We start from the raw sequence: 25,050 nt of genomic DNA, 5'->3' as shown, positions 1-25,050 counted from the left end.
GATTCGAGCAGGAATGCAGCTGCAGCTTCTTGTGCCCGCCTGTAGCCTTAATGGCCCGCGTTCGATTGAGGACGCCATGAGAAGTCTTCATGATATACATCCGCGCTCGCCGGACTGGGCAAGCTTAAATTGTGGTCCCCGACCGGGAGACATGAAAATGGATATGCTTTCATGTCCTTATGAGCGGCGCTCATGAAAGCCTCTGCGACCAAGAATCAAGCAAGGACAGGCCTTCTCGCTTGCTCGATAAATGCGCGCAGGTAATCGATACCCACGTCTGCCTCGCGAGCGCCCAGGAAAATGTTTTTCGCAATACCGTTCTTACCCAGCCGGACTGGCACAACATCCATCTTGTCCGCGTATTCCAGCACCAGCCAGCGTGGCAGCGCAGCCACGCCGCGGCCGCTGGCGACCATCTGCAGCATGATGTCGGTGGTCTCGATCGCCTTATGGCGTTTGGGCGTTATTCCAGCCGGCGCGAGGAACATGCTGTAGATATCCAGGCGGTCGACCGGCACCGGGTAGGTCACCAGTACCTCATTGGTCAGCTGCTTGGGCCTGATGTATTCCTCCTTGGCCAGTTTGTGGCTGCCGGCAACAACCAGGACCTGCTCATAGTCGAACACCGGTTCGAATACAAGGCCCGGCTTGTCCAGCGGATCGGGCGTGACCAGCAGATCGATCTCGTAACCGAACAGCGCGCCGATGCCACCAAACTGAAATTTTTGTTTTACGTCAACGTCCACATCCGGCCACGCGGCCAGATAGGGCGACACGACTTTCAACAACCATTGGTAACAGGGATGGCATTCCATGCCGATGCGCAGCGCGCCTCGCTCGCCTTGGGCGAACTGCCGCAAACGTTCCTCTGCCAGATTCAGCTGCGGCAACACCCGGTTAGCCACCGCCAGCAGATATTGACCGGCCTGGGTCAAGCGCAGGCTGCGGCCTTCGCGCAGCCAGATGTCGGTTCCCAGCTGCTGTTCCAGCTTCTTCATGCTATGGCTTAACGCCGACTGCGTCACGTGCAGGACGCCTGCGGCTGCGGTCAGCGAACCTTGCTTTTCCACCTCTTGCACGATGGATAAATGAATACGATCAAGCATGATAAATGAGTGAAATTCATATTTTACTGAGAAAAAACCATTTTACTTCATCAATTACGACGCGATAAAAAGGATCCCGATACAGGTTCCATTGATTCGCGTTGAATAACTCGTTGAGTAACTGCCAGGAGGGATCGATTGTTCCGGATCGGATATCGCGACGAACTGTGTTTTCGAGAGATGTCCCGCCGGCGGGAAAGTCCTTTGATCGGGATGCGGTCCCGGATGTACCAGCGTCGAATAACCTGTCACTCCGTTCCCCCACTCTCGGTCATGGGCAGGTCGAGGTCAAAACACGGGTAAAATTTTGTTTAGCACCGTATGTCAAATGCGGCCACCGCCTGGACAGGGACAGGCTATCGCGTGTCTCTCAGCCTGAGCTTTCAGATGATCCAATCCCAAATTGCAAGACGGCTTTCGGCTGCTGGCGGCCGCTTAAACATCAACGCGCCAACTTTTACAGCGCCCGCACAGGAATGCAGATGTCGCAGCTAAAGTCACCGGTTTCAGGATTGCGCGCTGTCGCAGCAGAGAACATCTCGAAGCATGGCCGGTCATCGCATTGCAGTCCGCTGGACGGCAACCATTGACGCGTCAGCCACATCCAGGCGTCAGCCAATGTCTCTGGCTGACCGTTGAAGCTCAACAAGGCATAGCGACCGCCTGGCAAGATTTGGATGTCGGTCTGACCACTTGCAGGAAAATCCGCCGAAACTTCAACACAAGCGTCATAGCGACACTTGAGAGCTGGCGTGACGGATGGATCGTCATAACCGACGCCGTAACAGATCGCATTGTTCAGGCCGTGCGACTGCATCCAAGGCGCAATTCTGGCGCGCCAAAATTCTCCGATCGCAGGACCATACGGGCCGATCAAGCGCTGGTACGCGACTCGCGCCTTTGGTAACTCGATAATACGCACTTCCATGGCAGTCCCTTCCGTTGTTAAGCAAGAGACGCCATCATCAACGAACGCGACCTCGCTGGCCTGATCAAGATTGCCAAAGGCCTGATCAGGATTGCTTTCTTGCGCAGCTCGTCGCCGGCCGATAGCAGCAGCCTGCGCTGCCATGCGCCGCGGAGTGTTGGCGCGCCAGTCCGATGGCGTGCAACCGAACTTGAGCTTAAAGGCTCGTGCAAATGCTTCAGCCGAATTGAAACCGGTGGCCAGCGCGGTTTCCAGCACCGTTTCATCGCTACCGCACGATAAACGGAAGGCCGCTTTCTCAAGCCGCCTCCGCCGCGCGTAGCTGCCAAGCGTCTCGCCCATCAATGCGGCAAAAATCCGATGAAAATGAAACCGCGAGAAATTGGCAACGTCAGCTAACTCCGCACCGTCCAGAGGTTGATCCAGATGGGCGTCGATATAGTTGAGCACTCGGTTCATGCGTCGCGTGTATTCGGCTCGGGATGCCTGTGCAGAAGTTTTACTTGTCATGCTGCGCATTATAAGGACCATTTCCCTGCCTTTTTGCAAGGTTCGTTGCATTTCAACTTTGCTGACTACGCGATCAATCTTCTGGCAGAGCGGGTTCCGCTTGAAGACTTCCCTGCATTATCATGGGCGGTCTTTCGAGCTTTTTATGAAGATGCATATCTTTACGCTGGACAAAGCTGGAAACGAATGAAGAGTCCTATACAAGGTCCGTGCCACTTGCAGCAATGGAAATTAATTTTCCGTCGGAGGGGGCCGCAATCGACCAGTAACTGACATTCAGTTCATTCGACATCTATTATTTTTCAATGAATTCATCGCTACCTGCTTTGATCCTGTAAGGATGCAGGCCGAGTCGATGAGCTTCGCAGATGATTGTCCGCGTTGTGCGCACGTCATAAAACAATGCTAGATTCATTGGGCCCCGAATTCTCGGAAGCACAACCCAATTAGAAAGAAAAGCAGATGACGACCAGCTATACGACAGTCAACTGGGTACCGATGGGTGCCCTGCCGACCACTAACGGCGTTAAGCAGCAGTTTCTCGCGTCAACGACCAATCCGGGCAGCGCTACTTTTGCTCCGGACTCTCTTGCAGCCGCGCCCATTTTTGGACTAGGTGGCCAATCCTTGCAGGGTGGAGAAATAGCGTCGGGCGGAATCGCCACACTGGTTTCATACATTGGACCGCTTTTGAATGCGGGTAACTTGTGCTGGGTGTTGCTTGATTGCGATGGAGGTGCTCAACAAGTCGGCACCGGCACAGGCGGTCAGCAAGCTGCGACCGTAGGCCAAGTCCAACAGGGTGCTTTATATACTGCCGTCGCTGCCGGTACCGCGAATGCACTCACCGCAATCGTCGCGTCAACGTTGACCTCACTATCGAACGGCCAACCATTCACCGTCCTTGCTGCTGCCGCGAACACGGCTGTGGCAACGTTGACTCTGACGCTGGGTAGCACCACGCTTTCCCCGTTGCCAATTGTTAAAGGCAACAACCAAGCGCTCTCGAGCGGCGATATTCCTGCCGCTGGCTATCCGATTGAATTGAACTACAGTTCAACCTTCAATGCTTTGGTAATGCAAAACCCGGCAACCGGTGTTGGCGCTGCAAGCGGCATTATCGGCACAACCGGCAACGCCAAGATGTACATTTCAGCGGCTGCGGCAAGCGGAACTTTTACTGCCGATCAGATCATCGTCGGTACTGCATTAAATGGATTGCAATACCTTCTTCCTGGCTATAGCCAAATGATCAATCTTGCGACGACTGGCGCGGGTGGCATGGATACTGGCACGGCTCCAGCAAGCGGTTATGTTGCCCTGTACGCGATCTATAACCCAATCACGAAGATAACTAATATTCTTGCGACGAACGCCACCTCGGCCGTTGCACCCGCCGTCTACGGCGGCACCAATATGCCGAGCGGCTTTACCGCGTCTGCTCTGGTCGGCGTTTGGCCGACGAATGCGAGTAGCCAGTTCGGACCTGGATTTCAGCGCAATCGGACGCTCTTCTTCGCTCCGAAGGCGTTGCTGACCACTGGGTCCGTAACGTCGTCGCCGACATCGTTATCGATTGCCTCTGCTGTTCCCCCCAATGCAATCTTGGTCTCCGGCTATATAGCTGCAGATGTCCCCTCGGTAGATAGTACCTATCAAGTCAATGTGGGTGGTGATGCCAATTTAGTTGGTGAGCAACCCTATGCGACGGAGGGAACTATTCCTGGAGTGAAGCCGGTTGCTCCATTTGGCAATGTTCCGATCATCACATCACAAACCATCTTTTATACGTTCACAATTGGGGTAGGTTCCTGCACGGTGACAATAGGCGCGGTGTCTTACACATTCTAGACACTGAAGGACGGGGTGCCGGCAGCAGCGGCACCCTGTCTATGTCAGATCCGGCTGTCGGCCCAATTCTAGGCTGAATAGCGGCTGTCGGCCAGACGCAGTCGCTACTAGCGAATAACTAGAATTCAAATAAGACATCGGCGCGTACAACGGAGGAAGCTCTAAGTGAAGAATATCCAAGTAATCGATGGTGCCATAAATTCCGTATATGAAATTTTCTCGGCAACGGAAGAAGAGTTTGCGAGGATTTTTCCTGCAGGAACCGACATCGCCTTTATAGACGAGGTCATGCAGAATGGCGACGCTACAGCGCTCGGAGCGACTTTCAAGTCAATCTGGCAGCGTAGGATTGAAAAGAAAAATGCGATGGGAATTCATGGACTGCTGTTCTACGAACTCGAAAAGAAGAAAATTTATATCCTACGCGACGAGACGAAGAAGCAATAAATCCAAACGGCACTCATTTGCGATGATGTCCGCAATCGATATCGAACTGTCAGTGATAGGCTGCTCTCGGCTAGAAGCGGACGTCTAAAAACTATCTTTCTATCTGTATGAAATCATTGTCTGCCTCTTTAATTTTTATTTTTTCCGTGGCGTCCACCGCCGCACAGTCGGAATCCTTCACGATGTCCGGTCAGCAAGAAGAGATATTGTGCACAGTAGCCATTGCAAGTGCTTTTGGCTATAGAGCGGAAGACTTAAGAGCGTTCACCACAGTCGCGCGTGGATGCGTAGAACTCTCGAAAGTGGAAAAGTATGGCGCAATGGACGCTTCCTCTGATCGTTGCTTGCAGACGCTTCAGCGCGCGAGAGAGGCAATGAATGGACGGCCCATTGCGGTCGACGAGCAAGCTATTACGAACATGTGTCTGAATGTGATCGAAGCCAAATCGATCAACGAAGAAGTCTCTCCCCAAGACAAGAATGCTTATATCGAAGATGTAACAGGTAGCGCGATCTTCAGGTCTGCGATTTGCCGGAAAAACAATATACCGGGACACCAATGCGTGCTGTTTCTTAGAGGGCTTGCCGGCGACAAACCGGCAAGCCGAGAGGCTCTCAAAGCAAGAAGTCCGTAGTCGGCCAATAACCGATATCCCCACCATTGCATGAAGATTCACATGTCATCAGGTTTATTCGGCATTGAATCAATACAGGTGGTTCGTTTCCAGCCACGACAATCTTCATACCGTTAAGGATGCCCATGAATGAACTTGATTCCATTGCCGAAGAACTGATCGCTCGTCTTGAGCTTCTTCCGCATCCGGAGGGAGGACATTACAGAGAAACTTACCGTAGTCAGCAAAGAGTACTGCGGGTAAGTAACGATCTCAACCGCTCCGCTGCTACCGCGATCTACTATCTCCTCCGCCAGGGAGAAAGGTCAGCGTGGCACAGGATCCAGTCTGACGAGATGTGGCATTTCTATGCAGGGGAGCCCCTGCATATTCATGTCCTCGCACACAGCGGCGAGCTGCATACCCTGAAGCTTGGAAATCCCTTGACGCACGACGGCGCCATGTTCCAGGCCTTGGTCCCAGCTGGCGCCTGGTTTGCGGCGCAATGTGCCGGGTCGGGCGCCTATGCCCTTGTAGGTTGCACGGTAGCACCAGGTTTTGAATTCCAGGAATTTGAAATCGCGGACAAGGATTTCCTCCTGAAGACCTGGCCGCAACATGCACAGGTCATCGAGCGCCTTGCATAAAATGCGTGCTTGCGGCCAGTAAAAAAGCTAGGACTGGCGGGTATGATGGAACGTATCGAATTTGTCCCACCCAGTAACTGATTCACTTATCTAATCATTGAGGAACACTCTAATGGCTCGTGAAATCATCCGCGTAGAACCTTTGTCCAGTTGGCTGGAACAGTGGAAGGCACCGACCTCGGCAGTGACACGGCACAATGGTACGGTCTACGTCTCCGGCTTTCCGCCCTTCGATCCAGAGACTGGCAAGGTGATCAACGCGCCAATTGAGCGCCAGACCGAGCTGGTTCTGCAGCAAATGAAGCTTTGTCTGGAAGCGGCCGGTTCGTCGCTGCAGAACGTCCTCAAGTGCAATGTTTACTGTACTTCAGTGGAGAAGTTCGCCGCGGTCAACGAAGTCTACAAACGCTTCTTTCCAGTCAATCCTCCCGCGCGAATATTCGTCAATGTCCCGGCGTGGCCCGGTCATTTCGACATTGAGATCGATTGCGTCGCGGTTGTTGATGACGCTTGATCTGCGATTAAATCAGCTTCCGGCCAGGAGCTGACATACAAGCTCCTTTGGAGAAGCTATCTTCCAGCGCCGACAGAGAGCCCCCAGATCGGCCTTTTTTGGAAGAAGATGGTGAGATTTTTTACGCGGTTTTTACGTAAATCACATCAAATAGAATTCCGTTTTTATGCTGAAGATTCTACATTGAGGTCTCCATCACTACGGGCTTGTTGATGCAAGCCGTGACTCTATGAGACCAATCGCGATTCTTCAACACGAACCAACGCAAGGGCCGGGTGTACTGCGTGATCATTTAGATGAAAACGGTATCTCTTATCGGCTGATTTCTCCTGCGTCGGACGGCAAAGCGCCCGTCGATGCGAGCAAGTTTAGCGGTATTGTCGTGTTGGGTAGCGATCACTGCGTCAATGAAACGCTGCCGTGGATCGAAGACGAGCGTACATTGCTGCAAGATGCCATCAGGCGTGACGTTCCGGTTCTCGGACATTGTTTTGGCGCGCAGATGCTTGCGCGCGCCATGGGAGCGAAGGTCAGCCGCAATATCTGTCCGAATATCGGCTGGGGTCAGATATGGATTACTCCACACGCGCAACAGCTGATGGGACTCCCCAGACAAGCGACGATTTTCAACTGGCACTACGATATTTTTGAGATTCCCACGGGCGCCGTCCGTACCATGTATGGGAGCCATTGTCTGAACAAAGGCTTCAGCCGTGGCCGCCATTGGGCGTTTCAAGGTCATTTGGAAGTGACCGAAGAAAGCATCCGGAATTGGTGTGCAGTCGGGCGGGCCGAACTGCTCCGGGCCCATGGACCGGCCGTTCAGAGCGAGACAAAAATTCTGAAAGAGTTGCACGATCGCATTGGCGCGTTGCACACGATAGCGGCTCAAACTTATCGGGCCTGGACCCGCCAGTTGGACAGACCCGCCTTTGTCGCACTGAGCTCCGCCTCCGCCTCTTCATACGCCTGAACAAAACAATCGGAATGCCGGTTCACACCGATGAAACGCTGGTCTTGCAGTGAAACCCGGATGCTATTCCACCAGCCGGCGAACTTGATATCCGAATCGCTATGAATGGCTTAGGTTTCGATTGAAACAAAGCAGAATTCCTGAAGAAAAAAAGCGGCTGTTCGCGAGACTCCGTGAACAGCCGCTTCACTTTCCAATCTCTGTTTCGTCAGCGCAGTTCTTTCCAGGCACGCGATCAATCAGGCAAGCTTCAGACGGCTCGGCGTGATGTCGATGCTGCTCTTTAACATGGGCAAGGTTCCCAGTTTGAAGATGCCGACCAGGCTCGATAACTTCGCGGCCTGTTCTTGCAAGGATTGCGCGGCGGCGGCGGCTTGTTCGACCAGCGCCGCATTTTGCTGGGTGACGTTGTCCATTTGCGCAACGGCGTCGTTGATTTGTTCGATGCCATCGCTTTGCTGACGGCTGGATTGCGAAATTTCGGCGACCATGCCGTTGACCTTCCTGACACTGCCGACGACCTCGTCCATCGTTGCGCCGGCTTGCTCAACGAGAGAACGTCCGATATCGACTTGCTTCACGGAGTCGCCGATCAGCACTTTGATTTCTCTTGCTGCGGTCGCGCTGCGTTGCGCCAGGTTGCGCACTTCCGAGGCGACAACGGCAAAACCGCGCCCCTGCTCTCCGGCGCGCGCCGCTTCCACGGCAGCATTGAGTGCGAGGATATTGGTCTGAAAGGCAATGCCGTCAATGACCGAGATGATCTCCACAATCTTGTGCGATGAATCGTTGATCACGCCCATCGTGTTGATGACTTGCTGAACGACGTCGCCGGCCCTGGTCGCGACGTCCGATGCCGACACCGCCAGTTCGTGCGCCTGGATTGCGCTGCCGGAGTTCTGCTTCACCGTCGACGCCAGTTCTTCCATTGATGAAGCCGTCTCCTCCAGCGAACTGGCCTGCTGCTCCGTCCGCGATGACAAATCCAGGTTGCCTTTGGCAATCTGGCTGGACGCCGTCGCAATCGTGTCGGTACCGGCGCGCACCTGGCCGACGATTTGCGCCAGGGCGTCGCGCATGCTCTTCATCGAAAACAGCAGACTGTCCTGATCGCTCGGCTTGGTGTCGATATTGACTGTCAGATCGCCGTGAGCAATCCGGGTCGCAATCTGATTCGCGTAGGCGGGCTCTCCACCGAGCTGGCTCAGTACGCTGCGGGTAATCAGATACGCCGCCACGATGCTGACGATCAGCGCAAGTCCGCCGAACAGCAGCATCATGAAACGTGCATTGGCGTAGGCGACATCGGCATTGTGCGAGGCGTCTTCATTCTGTTTGTTTTCCAGCACGATGAAGTTGTTGAGCTGTTCCCACCATTTTCGCTGGATCGGACGGAATTCATTGCGCAGCACTGAGTACGCCTCGTCCCGCTTGCCGGCCAGGATCAGTTCCATTGCTCGTTTGATATGCAGGTTGGCGGCCGTGGAGGTTTCGCCGATGGCATCGAACAGTTTTCGTTCTTCCGCACTCGCCGAGCTTTCGCTCCGGAGCATCGCCCCCAGTTTCTTCTCGGCGGCGGCATATTTTTTTGCCTGTGTATCGACGCGCTTCATTTCGACGTCGATTTCCTGCGGATTGTCGCCAAGCAGGATCATATTGCGCAAAGCCAGCGCCCGCTCGGTAATGGAAAGGTACATCGATGAGGCTTCGCTGGCTTCAACGTTGTTGATCTTCGTGATCTCATCCATGCGCTGCTTCTGTTGCGCCATCTGGATGATACCGAGCAGTGTGACGATAATGAGCAACGCACAGACCAGCGTGAATCCGATTGCCAGGCGCGTGGAGATTTTCAACTGTGAGAGTTTCATGTTTCCCTCAGACGGTGACGTGATGTGAATGTTTATATTCCAGCCCTTGGCAGGCGCCGGCCCCGCTCCGTACCGGAGGTCTCCATCCTGATCCGATATTGAAATACCTGCAAATGAACGGTTTGACTTATTGCACTGGCAACAGCAGCATTGCTGGAATGCCGTCCCTTGCAGAGCAGATTTCCCAACCCGGCGACATTAATTTTTTGTACATTATTTACGTAATTTTCGGTTACCAGATTAGCATTTTTAGTTGGCGTCAGAGGTGTGTTTTCAGAAAAAATATACAGGCATTGACGGTTTAATAATTAACCGCCGCAAGCACCGTTCGGCGACGGCAGGAAATTGCCCGCTTGCTGTAGCGATGTCTGTTACGCCGGGGCGGAGCTGTCATTAAAAAACAACGCTGGCCATTCCCGGAAACACACAATGAAACCATGAAGAGCGTCCACATCCCAGCGACGGCCGCAGTTTGATGACATGCCTGCCATCTTTCGTCGACTTCGCTGGTCGGGCTCCGGCTGAGTGGGGAAGAACATGCCGCGAACATCAGATTCCGGGACCACGCGGTAACACTTGGCCCGAATTAACGTACACTGGTGGATATCCCCAAATTGAAGAATGCTCTGAAGGCATAGGCCGGCATTCTGAACCATCCTGTATCGAACCCAGCCATCCTGCGTGTGACCGGAGCACACAAACCTGGATTCAGCTCTTTCCGTAAGTCCCCCTTGACCGCTTCTGTGCATTGCTGTGCAGACGAGCGGCGTTTATACGCTTGTACAAAATGGATCTCTCGCCGTCATTGCGCCGCCGGGGACTGTGTTCGTACCGGCTGGATGAAAGACGTGAATCGTGAACTCAGACCAAATATCCATCGAAGAAGAATTGCCCCTGCGCGCAGAATTGTTCAGCGCCCTGCAGATGGAGCAACATGGCCGCGTATTGGCCAGCGCCCACAAACTCAGTTCGGCCTATGGTCCCGACAAGCTGCTGGCAAGACTGGCCGACAACGAAGCGACCATCATCCAGGCATGCACCCGCCTGACCGAAGCCATCAAAGCCGGACGCCAGGTGACGCCGGCAGCTGAATGGCTGCTGGACAATTTTTATCTGATCGAAGAACAGATCCGCACCGCCAAACGCCATCTTCCCAAGAACTACAGCAAGGAATTGCCGCGGCTGCTGCACGGCCATTCCGCCGGCAATCCGCGTGTCTATGACATCGCCCTGGAGACGATTTCACACGGCGACGGCCGCGTCGATCCGGAAAGCCTGAGCCGCTTTGTCGTGGCGTATCAACACACCACCACCCTCAATCTGGGCGAACTATGGGCTATTCCGATCATGCTGCGCCTTGCGCTGATCGAGAATCTGCGGCGCGTTGCGGCACATCTTTCAGCGACACGCATTCATCGCAACCTCGCACATTTCTGGGCAGATTCCATGCTGGAAGTGGCAGAGAAGAATCCCAGCAATCTGATTCTGCAAGTTGCCGACATGGCGCGATCTGCGCCGCCGATGGAGAGTTCCTTCGTCGCCGAACTGGTGCGCCGGTTGCAAGGACACAGCCCTACGCTTACTTTGCCATTGACCTGGCTGGCCCAACGGCTGGCTGCGTCAGGCACCAGTATCGAGCAGCTGGTGCAGCAGGAAAGTCAGCGCCAGGCCGCCGATCAGGTTTCCATCAGCAATAGCATCGGTTCGCTGCGTTTTCTGAGCAGCATGGACTGGCGTGAATTCGTCGAAACCATGAGCGCCGTCGATCACATCCTGCGCGAAGATCCCAACGACACTTATGCACGCATGGACTTTGCCACGCGTGATCGCTATCGCCATGTAGTGGAAAAGATCTCACGCGAAGGTTCGCTCTCCGAAACTGAAGTGGCACGTCAGGCCATTGCCATGTCGAACACCGCAGCGGCGCAAGCCGGCGTCGGCGACCGGCAGGCGCATGTCGGCTATTACCTGATCGGTCAGGGCCTGGCACAGCTGCAGGCGGCGGCCACCACTCATGTGCCGCTACGCACGCGGCTGTCCCGCCTGACAGTGATGTCTCCGCTGACGATGTATCTTGGTGCGATCTTGTCGATCACGGCGCTTGCGACGTGGTGGGTGCTGGCCGAGGCGCATCGGAACGGCGCACATCAGTGGCATCCGGCATGGCTGGCGCTATTGGGACTGCTGGCAATCCTGCCCGCCAGTCAACTGGCGCAATCCGTCGTCAATTGGCTGGCGCCTCTGCTGGTGCCGCCGAGGCTGCTGCCACGAATGGATTTCTCCGCAGGCATTCCGCCTGAATGCCATACGCTGGTCGTCATACCTACGCTGCTGATCAACTCAGCCGGCGCCGAAGATCTGGTGGACGCGCTGGAGGTGCGCTTTCTGGCCAATCAGGATATCAACCTGCGTTTCTGCCTGTTGACGGATTTCGCCGACGCCGCCAGCGAAAACCTGCCGGGCGACGCTGCATTGCTGGAATTTGCGACCAGGCTGGTGACGGATCTCAATGTCAGTTATCCGCGTGCGGGCGGCGACAATTTTCTGCTGCTGCATCGGCCACGCCGCTGGAATCCTGCAGAAGCGGTGTGGATGGCCTACGAACGCAAGCGCGGCAAACTGGGCGATCTCAACGCCTTCTTGCGCGGCGCCGGCCAGGACGATTTCTGCGCCGTCGTCGGCGATACCACCGGCCTCATCAATACGCGATATGTCATCACGCTGGATACCGACACCGAATTGCCCCGCGACACTGCACGCCAGTTCGTGGCGACGATGGCGCATCCACTGAATCGCCCGCATTACGATGCACTACAGAAGAAGATCAGTGACGGCTACGGCATTCTGCAGCCACGCATCGCCGTCAGCTCCCCCAGCGCTCAGGCTTCGCGCTATGAATTGCTGTACGGCGGAGAGACCGGCATCGACCCTTATACCCGTACTGTTTCCGATGTCTATCAGGATCTGTTCGGCGAAGGTTCGTTCATCGGCAAGGGCATCTATGACGTCGATGCCTTCGAACAGGTTTTGCAGGCACGCATGCCGGAGAATCGGATCCTCAGTCACGATCTGCTGGAAGGCTGCTATGTGCGCGCCGGCCTCATCAGCGACGTTCAGTTGTACGAGCAATATCCTTCGCGCTATAGCGCCGACGTCAGCCGCCGCCATCGCTGGGTTCGCGGCGACTGGCAGATTGCCGCATGGCTATGGCCGCGCGTACCGGTGAGCCGCGACAGCAGCGGCAAACTCCATTACGAGAAAACGCCGTTATCGGTGTTGTCGCGCTGGAAGCTGTTCGACAATCTGCGCCGCAGCCTGGTAGCGCCGGCATTGACACTGGTCGCGTTGAGCGGTTGGATTCTGCTGCCGCAGGCCTGGTTCTGGACTTGTTCCGTGCTGGCCGTGGCGCTGGTTCCCGCGTTCTGTTCGCTGCTGCTCAATGTCGTCAGAAAACCTGCCGACATCCGGCTGCAACAGCATCTCTCGGCCTCGCTTTCCACGCTTGGCGCGCAGTTGGTGCATGCAGGTCTGGCTATCAGCCTGTTGCCGTATGAGAGCTGGTACCACCTGGACGCCATCGTCCGCACGCAGTGGCGCCTGCATGTCTCGGGCAAACACTTGCTGGAGTGGAACAGCTCCGGCGAAGCGAACAAGCGGGCCGGCAATCGCCTTCATTCCTATTACGCAGCGATGTGGCAGTCGCCGCTGCTGGCATTGCTGGTTGCCGTCTACCTCGATCTGCGCCATCCGGTCGCGCTGACGGCAGCCGCGCCTGTGCTGCTGCTGTGGTGGCTGGCGCCGGTCATCGTATTCCGCATCAGTCAGCCGATCACGCGACGCGTCCCTTATCTGAGCGATGACCAGCAGACTTATCTGAATGCACTGGCCCGCAAAACCTGGCTGTTCTTCGAAACCTACGTCGGCCCGGCCGACAACTGGCTGCCGCCCGACAACATGCAGGAGCATCCGGTCGAGGTATTGGCGCGGCGCACGTCGCCAACAAATATCGGGCTGTCGCTGCTGGCCAATCTGACGGCCTACGATTTCGGTTACATTCCCGGCGGTCAGTTGCTGGAACGTACGCGCAATACGTTTCAGACCATGGAGGCGCTGGAGCGTCATCAGGGGCATTTCTACAACTGGTACGACACACAGTATCTCCATCCGCTGCCGCCGGCCTATGTTTCGACGGTGGACAGCGGCAATCTGGCAGGGCACCTGCTGACCCTGCTGCCAGGGCTGCAAGCGCTGGCGGACGCACCGGTACTGCATCCAAATCTGTTCCCCGGCATCCGTAGTGCGTATCTGATTCTCGATGCGTTATCGACGTCTTTGCCGCTCGACGACGGGCAACGATTATCACGACTGTTCTCTCATGAACTGGATGCCGCTTGCCAGGCGCCGTCATTGTCGCTCGGGGAAGCCTGCACTGTTCTTGACAGTCTGCATCGCCATGTCAGTGATTTTTCTCACAAGCTGAATGAAGCCGCCACTTTCCATCCATCCGCCGCTCCGTCCGATAAACATCTGCGCCGGCTGAGCGAAATACGTCGCTGGGAACGCGCACTTGCCAGTCAATGCCGCGAAGCGCTTGCGGAATTGCATGCGCTGGCGCCATGGCTTCGCACCAATCACTTCAAACGTTACAGCGACGATACGCCGTTACTGGCAGCTGCGCTCAACGGCGCATTCACTTTGCGCCAGATCGCACAACTTCCGACGCTGCTGCACCTGACGCAAGCGTCTCCCGGCGACACGCAGGAAAAGATCCTTGCCCTCGCTGCCGTGCAAACCCTGCTCAAGGAAGGGAGCGATCTGGCAGCCTCACGTCTGACCGCCATCAACATGCTGGCCATGCAAGCGGCGGAATTCGCTCGCATGGAATACCGCTTCCTGTACGACCCTGCCACGCATCTGCTGGCGATCGGCTATAACGTTACCGAACGCCGCCGGGATACCGGCTTTTACGATCTGCTGGCGTCGGAAGCGCGGCTGGCGGCGTTTGTCGGCATCGCGCAAGGCCAATTGCCGCAAGACAGCTGGTTTGCGCTGGGCAGGCAACTTACTCTTGCCGGTGGCGAACCCATCCTGCTGTCGTGGAGCGGTTCGATGTTCGAGTACCTGATGCCGTTACTGGTGATGCCGACGTTTACCGGCACCTTGCTCGATCAGACCTACCGGTCGGTGGTAGCGCGGCAGATCGGCTACGGCGCTCAACGCGGCGTGTACTGGGGTATGTCGGAGTCCGGCTATCACAGCTTCGACGCCAGCCTGAATTATCAATACCGTACCTTCGGCGTACCGGGACTTGGTTTCAAGCGCGGCCTGGGCGACGATCTGGTGATTGCGCCATATGCATCGATGATGGCGCTGATGGTGGCGCCGGAGCAGGCTTGCGGCAATCTGCAGGCGATGAGCGCGGCCGGCTTCGAGGGTATTTTCGGGATGTATGAAGCGATCGACTATACGCCTTCGCGTTTGCCGCGCGGTCAAAGCAATGCCGTGATCCGTTCGTTCATGGCGCATCATCAGGGCATGGGACTGCTGTCGTTGTCCTATCTGCTGCTAGATCGCCCGATGCAACGGCGTTTTCAATCTTATCCGCTGTTCCAGGCCGCCATGTCGCTGCTGCATGAGCGCGTACCCAAGGCCGGCGCCAACTATTCCAATGCCTCCGAACTCGCCGATGTGCAAATCGCCGCTACCGATCAGAATCTGCAGATCCGCGTAGTGCGCCGTCCCGATCCTCGCACGCCGGAAGTGCAACTACTTTCCAACGGCCGCTATCACGTCATGATCTCCAGCGCCGGCGGGGGCTACAGTCGCTGGAACGACGTCGCGGTCACACGCTGGCGCGAAGACACTACGCGCGATCACTGGGGCAGCTTTTGCTACGTGCGCGACGTCAGGGAAGACACCTTCTGGTCAACCACGTATCAACCCACCCTAGCGCCGCCGACACACTACGAGGTGATTTTTTCCGAAGGACGCGCAGAGTTCCGTCGCAGCGACCGCGATATCGACATGCATACGGAAATCGTGGTCTCGCCTGAAGACGACATAGAACTGCGTCGCACCAAAATCACCAATCGTTCGCGCTCGGCGCGTACGCTGGAGATCACCAGCTATGGCGAAGTCGTTCTGGCACCGCCGGCGGCAGACGCCATGCATCCGGCGTTCAGCAATCTGTTCGTGCAAACAGAAATCGACGTCCAGCGGGGCGCCATCCTGTGTACCCGCCGGCCACGTTCGGTCACAGAATCCGTACCGTGGATGTTCCATTTGATGGCAGTACATGGCGCCGACGCGGATCCGGCCTCTTACGAAACCGATCGCATGCAGTTCATCGGTCGCGGCAACACGCCCGCCGCGCCTGACGCGATGACGCAAACCGGCTCACTCTCGAACAGCGCGGGTTCGGTGCTCGATCCGATTGTATCGATCCGCCGCCGCATCACCCTTGAGGCGGAACAATCCGTGACCATTGACATGGTGACCGGCGTAGCGTCCAGCCGCGCCATCTGCGAAGAGCTGATCGGCAAATATCAGGATCGCCATCTGGCCGATCGTGTAATGGAACTGGCATGGACGCACAATCAGGTGGTCTTGCGCCAGCTCAACGCCAGCGAGGCAGACGCGCAGCTGTACGGTCGTCTGGCCAACTCTGTGATCTACGCCAATCCGCTGCTGCGCGCAGACGCCAGCATTCTGGCGCGCAATCGGCGCGGCCAGTCGGCGCTATGGAGTTATGCGATTTCTGGCGATCTTCCGATTGTGCTGGTGCAGATTCGCGACATGACCAATATCGAACTGGTGCGCCAGCTGGTGCAGGCGCACGCCTATTGGCGCTCCAAGGGACTGGCGGTCGACCTGGTGATCTGGAACGAAGACCACGCCGGTTACCGGCAAGTGCTGCAGGAACAGATTCTGAATCTTATTTCCTCCGTCACCGGTGCACACACGATTGACCGGCCGGGAGGAATCTTCGTACGTTTGCTGGATCAGGTTTCCGACGAAGACCGTATCCTGTTTCAGTCGGTAGCACGCGTGATTCTGAACGACAGCAGCGGCACGCTGGCCGAGCAGCTGGCTCGCCGCGAAGCACCTGAAGTGAAGATGCCGCTACTGTCCCTCAAAACAGTTCCGGCCGCTCTCCCTGAAACAGCCGTGGAAGCGCTTCCCAACCCGCCGGCCCCCTTGCTGGACAACGGCATGGGCGGCTTCAGCGCCGACGGCCGCGAATACCTGATCACCACCGGTGATGCCCGCTTTACACCGGCGCCGTGGAGCAACGTCATCGCCAATGCCCACTTCGGCAGTGTGATATCGGAAAGCGGCCAGGCTTATACCTGGGCCGAAAATGCACACGAGTTTCGTCTCACGCCGTGGGCCAACGATCCCGTCAGCGACGAAGGCGGCGAAGTCTTTTATCTGCGCGATGAGCGTAACGGAACCTGTTGGTCACCGACGCCGCTACCGCGACGCGGCAACGGCGACTATCTGACGCGACACGGCTTCGGCTATAGCGCATTCGAACACAGCGAAGGCGGCATTTTTTCCGCACTGACCATGTTCGTTGCATTGGATGCGCCGGTAAAGTATATGGTGCTGCGTGTCCGCAACGACTCGCCGGTACAACGCCAATTGTCGGTTACCGGATACGTCGAATGGGTGCTGGGCGACCTGCGCGCCAAGACTGCGATGCACGTGAACAGCGAAACCGACATCGCTACCGGGGCGCTGCTGGCGAGCAATCACTACAACACGGAATTTCCACAACGCGTCGCCTTCTTCGATCTGGACGCCCCGGGAAAAACCGTCACCTGCGATCGTCAGGAGTTCATCGGGCGTAACCGCTCATTGCGTAATCCGGTAGCCCTGGAGCGGCAACGCCTGTCCGGAAAAGTCGGAGCCGGCCTCGATCCGTGCGCAGCAATGCAAACGGTATTCGAGCTGGCGCCGGGGCAAGAACGTGAGTTGGTATTCCTGCTCGGTCTCTGCGACACCCGGCAGGCCGAGGTCAGTGCACTGATCCTGCGTCATCGCGGCGCGCTCGCGGCACACGCCGCATTGCAAGCAGTGAAGGACTACTGGCAGCATACGCTGGGAACAATTCAGGTTCGCACTCCCGAGCCTGCGGTGGATGTGCTGGCCAATGGCTGGTTGCTGTATCAGACGCTGGCTTGCCGCATGTGGGCGCGCAGCGGCTACTATCAATCCGGCGGCGCGTTCGGCTTCCGCGATCAGCTGCAGGACACCATGGCGCTGGTGCACAGCGAGCCTGCACTGGTGCGCAATCACTTGCTGCTGTGCGCGGCGCATCAGTTTGTCGAAGGCGACGTCCAGCATTGGTGGCATCCACCGACCGATCGTGGTGTACGTACTCATTGCTCCGACGATTATCTGTGGCTGCCGCTGGCCGTACATCGCTACATCATCGCCACCGGCGACAGCGCCGTACTGGACGAAACGATTCCGTTTCTTGAGGGCAGGCCGGTCGGCGCGGACGAAGATTCGTATTACGACCTGCCGCAACGTTCTGCGGAAAGCGCAAGCCTCTACCAGCATTGCGTGCGCGCGATTCGCCATGGATTGACGTTCGGTCGGCATGGTTTGTCGCTGATCGGCTCCTGCGACTGGAACGACGGCATGGACAAGGTCGGCGAACATGGCCAGGGTGAAAGTGTATGGCTCAGCTTCTTCTTCTATGAAGTGATGATGCGCTTTGCTGAGATCGCAATCCTTCACAAGGATCAGGAATTCGCTGTCAGCTGTCGCGATCATGCACAGACGCTGCAACAGCACATTGAGCAAAACGGCTGGGACGGCGACTGGTATCTGCGCGCCTATTTCGATGATGGCAGTCCGCTCGGTTCATCCGGCAATGTCGAATGCCAGATCGATTCGATTTCGCAAAGCTGGTCGGTGCTCTCCGGCGCCGGAGATCCGCAGCGCGTACAGCAAGCTATGCATTCCATGCGGCAGCGTCTTGTGCGCGACGAGGACAAATTGATCCAGTTGCTGGATCCGCCGTTCGACCGCTCAGACCAGAATCCCGGTTACATTCGCGGCTACGTACCGGGTGTACGCGAAAATGGCGGGCAGTACACGCATGCGGCAATCTGGGCAGTCATGGCCTTCGCACGGATGGGTGATCACGCATCGGCATGGGATCTGATGCGCATGATCAATCCGCTCAACCACGCTCGCAATGCGGAAGAGATTTCGATTTATAAAGTGGAGCCTTACGTGATCGCAGCAGATGTCTATGCCGTGACACCGCATACCGGCCGCGGAGGCTGGACCTGGTACACCGGTTCCGCAGGCTGGATGTATCGTCTGCTGGTCGAATCTCTGCTGGGATTGCGCATCGAAGGCGACAGACTGACGATCGACGCCTGCATACCGCCCGATTGGGAAAACTACGGACTCACCTATCGCCATGGCTCGACGGATTATCGGATAACGATCTCGCAAACGGCGGGAAGTGGGCCGTCAGGAACATGCCGCTTCAGATTGGATGGCGTCGATTTGCCCGAAGCCGTGTTGATGTTGGTGGACGATCATCAGGATCATCTTGTGGATGTCTTCCTGTCTCGCTGAGGCCAGCCGGGCATGGATGATTGATCCACTCGCCGAAGTTGCGGCGTTCCTGCCGCCGCAGCCCGCATTTTCAAAAGTCGCCAGTAGCGCAGGTCCATGGCGTCATGTTGAAAATGCGCTGCGAGATAGAAGGCTTCTGTCAGTGAGAGCCAGACGCCGCGCGATGTCCGCTTTCACCTCCGGATAAGCTTTGGCAAGCTGCGGACATCGGCAGGCGCTAAAATAGCTACCCCCTTTTCACCAGTCTGTTTGGGTACGCTCGCGCGCACCCGTTTTTACCCATGGCACTCGATCCCTCCACCATCCTCATTCTCACCACAGCCTTGGCGGCCGCAGCCGCGCTCTATCTGGCTGTGGAGTGGAACAGCGTTCGCGAAAAGTCGCTGCAGTTCTGGAGCGCGGGATTCGCAGTCATCACTGTGGGCTGCGTCCTGGCCTTGCTGCGCAGCAATGGTTTCCTGCTGATCGGCATCTGGTTTGCCAACGGCTTGCTGATTGCCGCCCACGGGTTGTTTCTGGCGGGCGTTGCGCGCTTCACGGGGACCCGGTTGTCGCGTGCCTGGTACCTGATTGCCCTCATCTGGCTGGCCATGCTGCTGGTGCCAGGCGAACCCTGGTGGTCCAGGCTGATGCTGTGCATCCAATCGCTGCTGATCGCCGGCATCACCCTGCGCGCCAGCTTCCTGCTGCGTCCTCACGGCGTTTCCCTGAGCGTGGGCGCGGTGCAGTTGCGCTACGTGCTGCTGGTGCATGGCCTCTTCTATTTGGCCAAGGCCGGCTCCGTCGTGGCGCTGGATACCTTTATCGACCTGGCGGCATTCCGTGGCGGCGTCATCCAGGTGTCGCTGGTGGAAGGCGCCATGGCGATCATGCTGATCGCCTTGTCCATGACCGGCACCGAACGCCACCGCCGCGAGGAACGCATCGAACAGCTCGCCGCACGCGATCCTCTCACTGCGCTGTACAACCGCCGCGCGCTGGACATGCGCGCTCCTGCACTGCTTAACCAGGCCTCGCCTGCAACGCCCGGCGCCTTGCTGCTGATCGACATCGACAACTTCAAACAAGTCAATGACCTGCACGGCCACAGCGCCGGCGACAAACTACTGGTGGGGCTGAGTGAAATGATCCGCGACGCGCTGCCGCACGGTTCCCTCGCCGCCCGGCTGGGAGGAGACGAGTTCGTGATCCTGCTGCGCGAATCTTCCGGCGAAGGTGTCGTGGCGCTGAGCGATGGCTTGCGCGAGGTGTTTGGACGGCTGGCACGGGAAACCTTTCCAACGCCCGATGCCGTGACCCTGAGCATCGGAGGAACGCTGTTCGACCGGCCGCCGGCAGGGTTGGCGGCACTACTCGAACTGGGAGATGCGGCGCTGTATGAATCCAAGCGCGGCGGACGAGACAGAGTGAGAGTGGCCCCGGCTGCCTGAAGCAGCATCCGTCATTCATGGCAAAGAAGACGTGAATGCTAGCGTGCTCTATTTATCCAATGAGGGCGACTTGCGCACTCACAGAGCCGTTTTCGCGCAATCACAGAACACGTGAAAATTCCACTTTCTGAGGAACGGGCAAGGCGGCTATCCCCATACTATTTCCAGATAGCGGACATTTATACCGCACCGCAAAGAGAAGTACCCAACATCGCATCAGATATTCATAAATTCCAGTTTTTAGTATTGCAAAAGCATATTTACCAATAAAAATTAATATCTAAAGATATTTATGCTTTTAAAGTCCGATATTTCCAAAAATACGGCAGCACTGTCTGCGCCTGAATCGCTACCATAATCGTCAAATTGGATGCGCCGCAGCACAGCGTCCCGGCGCCAGAAAAAAGAGTCTGCGCCAGGCGAAGTCATGGAATGTTGAAAACCGCTCGCCTCCCGTCTCGCTCCTCTCACTCGGAATTCTCATGTCGCCCATCAGCTCGCCTGCCGCTCTCAAAAAAACAAAAACCATCAGCGGGCCGTTCCTCGTATGTGTGGTGCTGGCGATCTGCATCTGGGGCGGCAACTGGCCGGTGATGAAATACGGCAGCCAGTACATTCCACCGCTGTGGTTCGCCGCCAGCCGTTTCGTTTCCGCAGCCTTGCTGAGTTTTGCCATTGCCGCCGCCATCGGCAAGCTGCGCCTGCCGCGCCGTGAAGAATGGCCGGTGGTGCTGGGCGTCGGCATTTTGCAAATGGGCTTGTTCACGGCATTGGTGACCGGCGCGCTGCACTTCGTGATGCCAGGCCGCGCTTCGCTGATCGCCTATGCCACCTCGATCTGGGTCGTACCGGGCGCTTCGCTGGTACTCAAGCAACGCCTCAGCGGCCAGCAGCAACTGGCGACCGTGTTCAGCTATGCCGGTATCGCCATCGTGGTGTTGCCGGTGCTGCTGCATGCCGACCTGCACGGCATGATCGGCTACCTGATGCTGGGCGCCGCCTCGCTGTCGTGGGCCATCAATATCTTGCAGATCAAATCGACCAAAGGCGTCAGACTCGACTTCGACCTGCTGCCATGGCAAACGCTCGTGGCCGCCGTGCCCCTGACCATCCTGGCGCTGGCGGTGGATGGCGCGCCGACCTTTCTGGCCGAATCGCATTCCTGGTACGTAATCGCTTACACCGGTCCGCTGGCGACGGCCATGACTTTCCTGATTGTGCTGCAAATGACGCAGCGCCTGTCGCCGGTGACGGTGTCGGTATGCATGCTGGGTGTGCCGGTAGTCGGCATCACACTGTCGTCGATCATCTTCGGCGAAGCGCTGTCTGCCGATCTGCTGATGGGCGTGGCGCTGATCTGCCTCGGCTTGCTGATCCCGGCGTTGCCGCGCATGTCGTGGCGCCGCAGCCCGGGTCTTTCCTGAGCGTATTCGTTGTCCTCTTCGCCACCGGGCAAGCATGCCCGCCCCCTCGAAGCGAAGGTCGGACGTTCACCATCAGGCCGGCGATCGTTCGCGCGTCGTCTTCGACACCGCAATTGCAACGCCGCCGAGGAATGCCGCTACACCCAGCATCAACAAAGACATCTTGTAGTCCGGTGAGATCGATCTGACATAGCCGACCAGAAGCGGCCCCAAAAACTGGCCTATCAGGTTTCCGACACCGCTGACAAACGCTACTGCCGGCATCGCTTTGCGCAGTGGAAGAATTTCTGTCAGCCGTGAAAAGATCAACGGCATGAGCATCTTGAGCGTAAAGCCAATCAGGATAAAAAGCGCGATCTGCACGTAGAACAACGGTGCCGGAACGAACGCTGCCGCGGCCATGAGCAAGCCCGTGATCATTGTCGGTATCGCTGCATGCCAGCGACGCTCTTGTCCATGCTTGTCCGAGCGGCGGCTGATGTAATAGATCCCCAGCATCGACATCACGAACGGTGCGCCGGCAAAAAAACCGATCGCCGTCTCACTGAGCTGGCCGTACGATTTCATGACTGTCGGCAACCACAGAGTAATGCCGTACAACAGAATGGTATTGAGGCCGAATCCCAAGGTCATAAGCCAGACCGCCGGTTCGTTGAAAATCGTCCACCAGGAATCTGCTTCCGGCTCTTTGTGCGCCGCCTGCTCTTCTTCCAGCGTCTGCCTGATGACAACGCGGTCGGCCGAAGGAAGCCACGCTGCCGCATCGAGGCTTTTGGGAATCGATTTGAACCAGATGACGCAAAATATCCACGCAGGCAAACCCTCGGCAATAAGCATGACGCGCCAGTCGTAGTGCGCGATGATGGCGCCCGAGATCGGGCCTGCCAGAAAGCCGCCCAGCGGCGCGCCCAGATTCCAGATACCGAATGCCCGGCCACGCTCGGCCTTCATGAACCACTGCGCCAGCAAGATTGACGTACCTGCATATACAGGGCCTTCCGCCAGTCCGAGCAAGATGCGCACGCTCAGCACTTGCCAGAACGTCGTGGCAAGCCCGGTCAGCATTGCCGCTGCACCGAACAACACCAGACAGACGGCAACCAGACGGCGCGCGCCGAATTTCATTGCCAGATAACCGGCCAGCAGTTGCGTCAGTGCATAGCCCCAGGCGAAGGCCCCGCCGATCCAGCCGCCCTGCGTCGACGTCAGCCCCAGCTCCTTGGTCATGTGCGGGAGCGCCATGGCAATGTTGACGCGATCGAAATACGACAACATATAGACGATGAAAACGGTCGGCAGAATAATCAGCCATCTGTTTCGCCCGATGCCGAGTCCATTGTTCAGCTCGCCGGTGATGGTGTTTTGCATGTTGCAGTCTCCTCGGTTCTTGCTTTTGCGATAGGTGTGCCGACGGTCTCGTCTCGCAAGCTTGCTGCGTCTACGCTGCAAGCTTGCGATGAATTGCCGCCTTGAGGCAATGAATTACAGAACTTCTTTGACGTACGATTCGCGCTCCATCTCAACCACCTCGACGCTCAGTTGTACGGTCGTGCCGACCGGCCTTGCGCAGCGCGCACGAATGACGCCGGCGATGCGCTGCGACAGCTCGGCCCGCATTGCCGGTGTGCGTCCTGGCAAGACTCGCAGCTGGGCATAGACAAATCCGCGCCCGCCGGCTTCCGTGCCGACCCGTGTCGCGTCCAGCGGAATCATGCGCGACTTGAGATCGCTTTCCTTCTGGATGCTGCCGCTGCCGATAACGGCAGCGTTGAGTTCCAGCAGCGTCTGCGCCAGGCCATCTGGCGTAAACAATCCCGGCGAATATTCCACAATGAGATGCGGCATGATCGGTCCCGGTTATTGATCTAGCGGTGCGCCGTCGATGGTGCGGCGCATGGATACCGGACGGTAGAGCGGTGCACGCTTGAATTCCACGTCGTCCACCAGTTCGACGCCAATGCCTGGTGCGTCCGGCACGGTGATGAAGCCCGCTTTGGGCACCGGATGATCTTTCACGAGATCGGAACCCAGCAACTTCTGGCCGGACTTCAGGACCAGATTTTCAAATCCGGTCGGGTATTCCTGAATCGCAAAGTTGGGCACTGCGGCGGCGACCTGCATGCACGCAGCAAGACTGATCGGCGACAACGGATTGTGAGGAGCAAGGTCGACGTTTTGCGCCTCGGCCAAGGCTGCGATTTTCTTGGCGCCAGTGATGCCGCCACAGACGCATACCGAAGCACGCGCATAGCGCACGCCGCCGCCGGCGAGCTGCTGCTGAAACTCCGCCGGGGTACAGAAACGTTCACCAGTCGCAATCGGCACCCGGATGGCGTTGCCGACGGTCGTCATCTGCGTGTAGAACTCAGGACGCAGGGGATCCTCGAGCCACATCGGCGTCAGCGGTTCCAGTACCTGGCCGATGGCGATCGCTTCGGCGGGGCTGAGGCGACGGTGCATCTCGATCAGCAGGTCGACATCGGGGCCGACCGCTTCGCGGAACGCCATGACGCGTTCCTTGGCGTCGCGCACCTTGCCGGCATGCGAGCGGAAATATTCCTGGCCTTCCGGTTCGTCCAGGAAGGGGTTGATATGGCCGACCGCCGTGAAGCCTTCTTCACGCAGACGACGGCACTCGGACAGAACTTCTTCCAATGTCTCCGCGTAGACATGGCCATAGACGCGCAACTTGTTGCGATAGCTGCCGCCAAGCAATTGCCAGACCGGCACCTGAAGACGTTTGCCCAGCAAATCCCATAGCGCAATGTCGATGGCCGATACGGCGGCATTAACGGCGGTGCCGCGGAAATGGGAGAAGCGCTGCATCACGTTCCAATGGAGTTCAATCTGGTTCGCATCCTGACCGACCAGATACTTGCCGAACTTTTCCAGCGCCGCCTTGGCGGCTTCAATATGCCCCCAGGATCCCGCTTCGCCGTAGCCGGTCAGTCCCGCTTCGGTACGGATGCGGGCATACAGGAATTGGCCTACGTGCAAAGCCTCGACGGAAGCGATGCGATGGATGTGCTTGTTCATGGCGATATCTCAACGAATGAATGAAAGAAATATCGATGCCTGTCCCGTCGGAAAAATGGCGTACTTGCAGCCATTGGGAGGAAGTGGCGATTCCGGATA

15 protein-coding genes are annotated in these 25,050 nt (G+C 57.3%); 9 read left to right on the top strand and 6 right to left on the bottom strand.

What is annotated here, in order from left to right; all coding sequences use genetic code 11:
• Positions 1-215: 215 nt before the first annotated feature.
• Positions 216-1,106, bottom strand: a complete 891-nt coding sequence (locus tag AC1RN6_RS06590; RefSeq protein WP_493004003.1) for a LysR family transcriptional regulator — start codon at positions 1,104-1,106, stop codon at positions 216-218.
• Positions 1,107-1,563: 457 nt separating this feature from the next.
• Positions 1,564-2,595, bottom strand: coding sequence for an AraC family transcriptional regulator (locus tag AC1RN6_RS06585; protein ID WP_493004002.1), 1,032 nt, complete (start codon positions 2,593-2,595; stop codon positions 1,564-1,566).
• Positions 2,596-3,006: 411 nt separating this feature from the next.
• On the opposite strand from AC1RN6_RS06585, the gene AC1RN6_RS06580 reads away from it, so the two are divergent.
• The 6 genes from AC1RN6_RS06580 to AC1RN6_RS06555 all read left to right on the top strand — a co-directional run bounded on the left by AC1RN6_RS06580 (position 3,007) and on the right by AC1RN6_RS06555 (position 7,590).
• Positions 3,007-4,395: a hypothetical protein gene (locus tag AC1RN6_RS06580; RefSeq protein ID WP_493004001.1), complete on the top strand. Its 1,389-nt coding sequence runs from the start codon at positions 3,007-3,009 to the stop codon at positions 4,393-4,395.
• A 165-nt stretch (positions 4,396-4,560) separates the two neighbouring features.
• Positions 4,561-4,842: a hypothetical protein gene (locus tag AC1RN6_RS06575; protein WP_493003999.1), complete on the top strand. Its 282-nt coding sequence runs from the start codon at positions 4,561-4,563 to the stop codon at positions 4,840-4,842.
• A 107-nt stretch (positions 4,843-4,949) separates the two neighbouring features.
• On the top strand, positions 4,950-5,477 hold the full coding sequence (locus AC1RN6_RS06570) for a hypothetical protein (RefSeq protein ID WP_493003998.1): 528 nt from the start codon (positions 4,950-4,952) through the stop codon (positions 5,475-5,477).
• A 125-nt stretch (positions 5,478-5,602) separates the two neighbouring features.
• Positions 5,603-6,103: a cupin domain-containing protein gene (locus tag AC1RN6_RS06565; RefSeq protein WP_493003997.1), complete on the top strand. Its 501-nt coding sequence runs from the start codon at positions 5,603-5,605 to the stop codon at positions 6,101-6,103.
• A gap of 112 nt (positions 6,104-6,215) precedes the next feature.
• On the top strand, positions 6,216-6,617 hold the full coding sequence (locus AC1RN6_RS06560) for a RidA family protein (protein WP_493003996.1): 402 nt from the start codon (positions 6,216-6,218) through the stop codon (positions 6,615-6,617).
• Between the two features lie 229 nt (positions 6,618-6,846).
• Positions 6,847-7,590 carry a type 1 glutamine amidotransferase gene (locus AC1RN6_RS06555; RefSeq protein WP_493003994.1) on the top strand — a complete coding sequence of 248 codons (744 nt, stop codon included), beginning with the start codon at positions 6,847-6,849 and terminating at the stop codon, positions 7,588-7,590.
• A gap of 239 nt (positions 7,591-7,829) precedes the next feature.
• Here the strand turns inward: AC1RN6_RS06555 and AC1RN6_RS06550 are convergent, their stop codons facing one another.
• Positions 7,830-9,458 (bottom strand): methyl-accepting chemotaxis protein, encoded by a 1,629-nt coding sequence (locus AC1RN6_RS06550; protein ID WP_493003991.1) that lies wholly within the window; start codon positions 9,456-9,458, stop codon positions 7,830-7,832.
• A gap of 855 nt (positions 9,459-10,313) precedes the next feature.
• On the opposite strand from AC1RN6_RS06550, the gene AC1RN6_RS06545 reads away from it, so the two are divergent.
• From AC1RN6_RS06545 to AC1RN6_RS06535, 3 genes are all read left to right on the top strand, one after another.
• Positions 10,314-19,061 (top strand): glycoside hydrolase family 94 protein, encoded by an 8,748-nt coding sequence (locus AC1RN6_RS06545; RefSeq protein WP_493003990.1) that lies wholly within the window; start codon positions 10,314-10,316, stop codon positions 19,059-19,061.
• 281 nt (positions 19,062-19,342) lie between these two features.
• Positions 19,343-20,491, top strand: a complete 1,149-nt coding sequence (locus AC1RN6_RS06540; protein ID WP_493003989.1) for a GGDEF domain-containing protein — start codon at positions 19,343-19,345, stop codon at positions 20,489-20,491.
• Positions 20,492-20,973: 482 nt separating this feature from the next.
• Positions 20,974-21,915 carry a DMT family transporter gene (locus AC1RN6_RS06535; protein WP_493003988.1) on the top strand — a complete coding sequence of 314 codons (942 nt, stop codon included), beginning with the start codon at positions 20,974-20,976 and terminating at the stop codon, positions 21,913-21,915.
• A 72-nt stretch (positions 21,916-21,987) separates the two neighbouring features.
• Here the strand turns inward: AC1RN6_RS06535 and AC1RN6_RS06530 are convergent, their stop codons facing one another.
• The 3 genes from AC1RN6_RS06530 to AC1RN6_RS06520 all read right to left on the bottom strand — a co-directional run bounded on the left by AC1RN6_RS06530 (position 21,988) and on the right by AC1RN6_RS06520 (position 24,951).
• Positions 21,988-23,283, bottom strand: a complete 1,296-nt coding sequence (locus AC1RN6_RS06530; protein ID WP_493003987.1) for an MFS transporter — start codon at positions 23,281-23,283, stop codon at positions 21,988-21,990.
• Positions 23,284-23,397: 114 nt separating this feature from the next.
• A complete protein-coding gene (locus AC1RN6_RS06525) occupies positions 23,398-23,760 on the bottom strand; it encodes a 5-carboxymethyl-2-hydroxymuconate Delta-isomerase (protein ID WP_493003986.1) in 363 nt (120 codons plus the stop codon).
• Between the two features lie 12 nt (positions 23,761-23,772).
• Entirely contained in the window at positions 23,773-24,951 is a 1,179-nt protein-coding gene (locus AC1RN6_RS06520; RefSeq protein ID WP_493003985.1) for a mandelate racemase/muconate lactonizing enzyme family protein, read from the bottom strand.
• Positions 24,952-25,050 lie beyond the last annotated feature (99 nt).

It is taken from the genome of Herbaspirillum sp. GW822-FHT03A08 (genome assembly GCF_058801885.1).
This window is presented reverse-complemented; position numbering and strand designations above follow the sequence as displayed.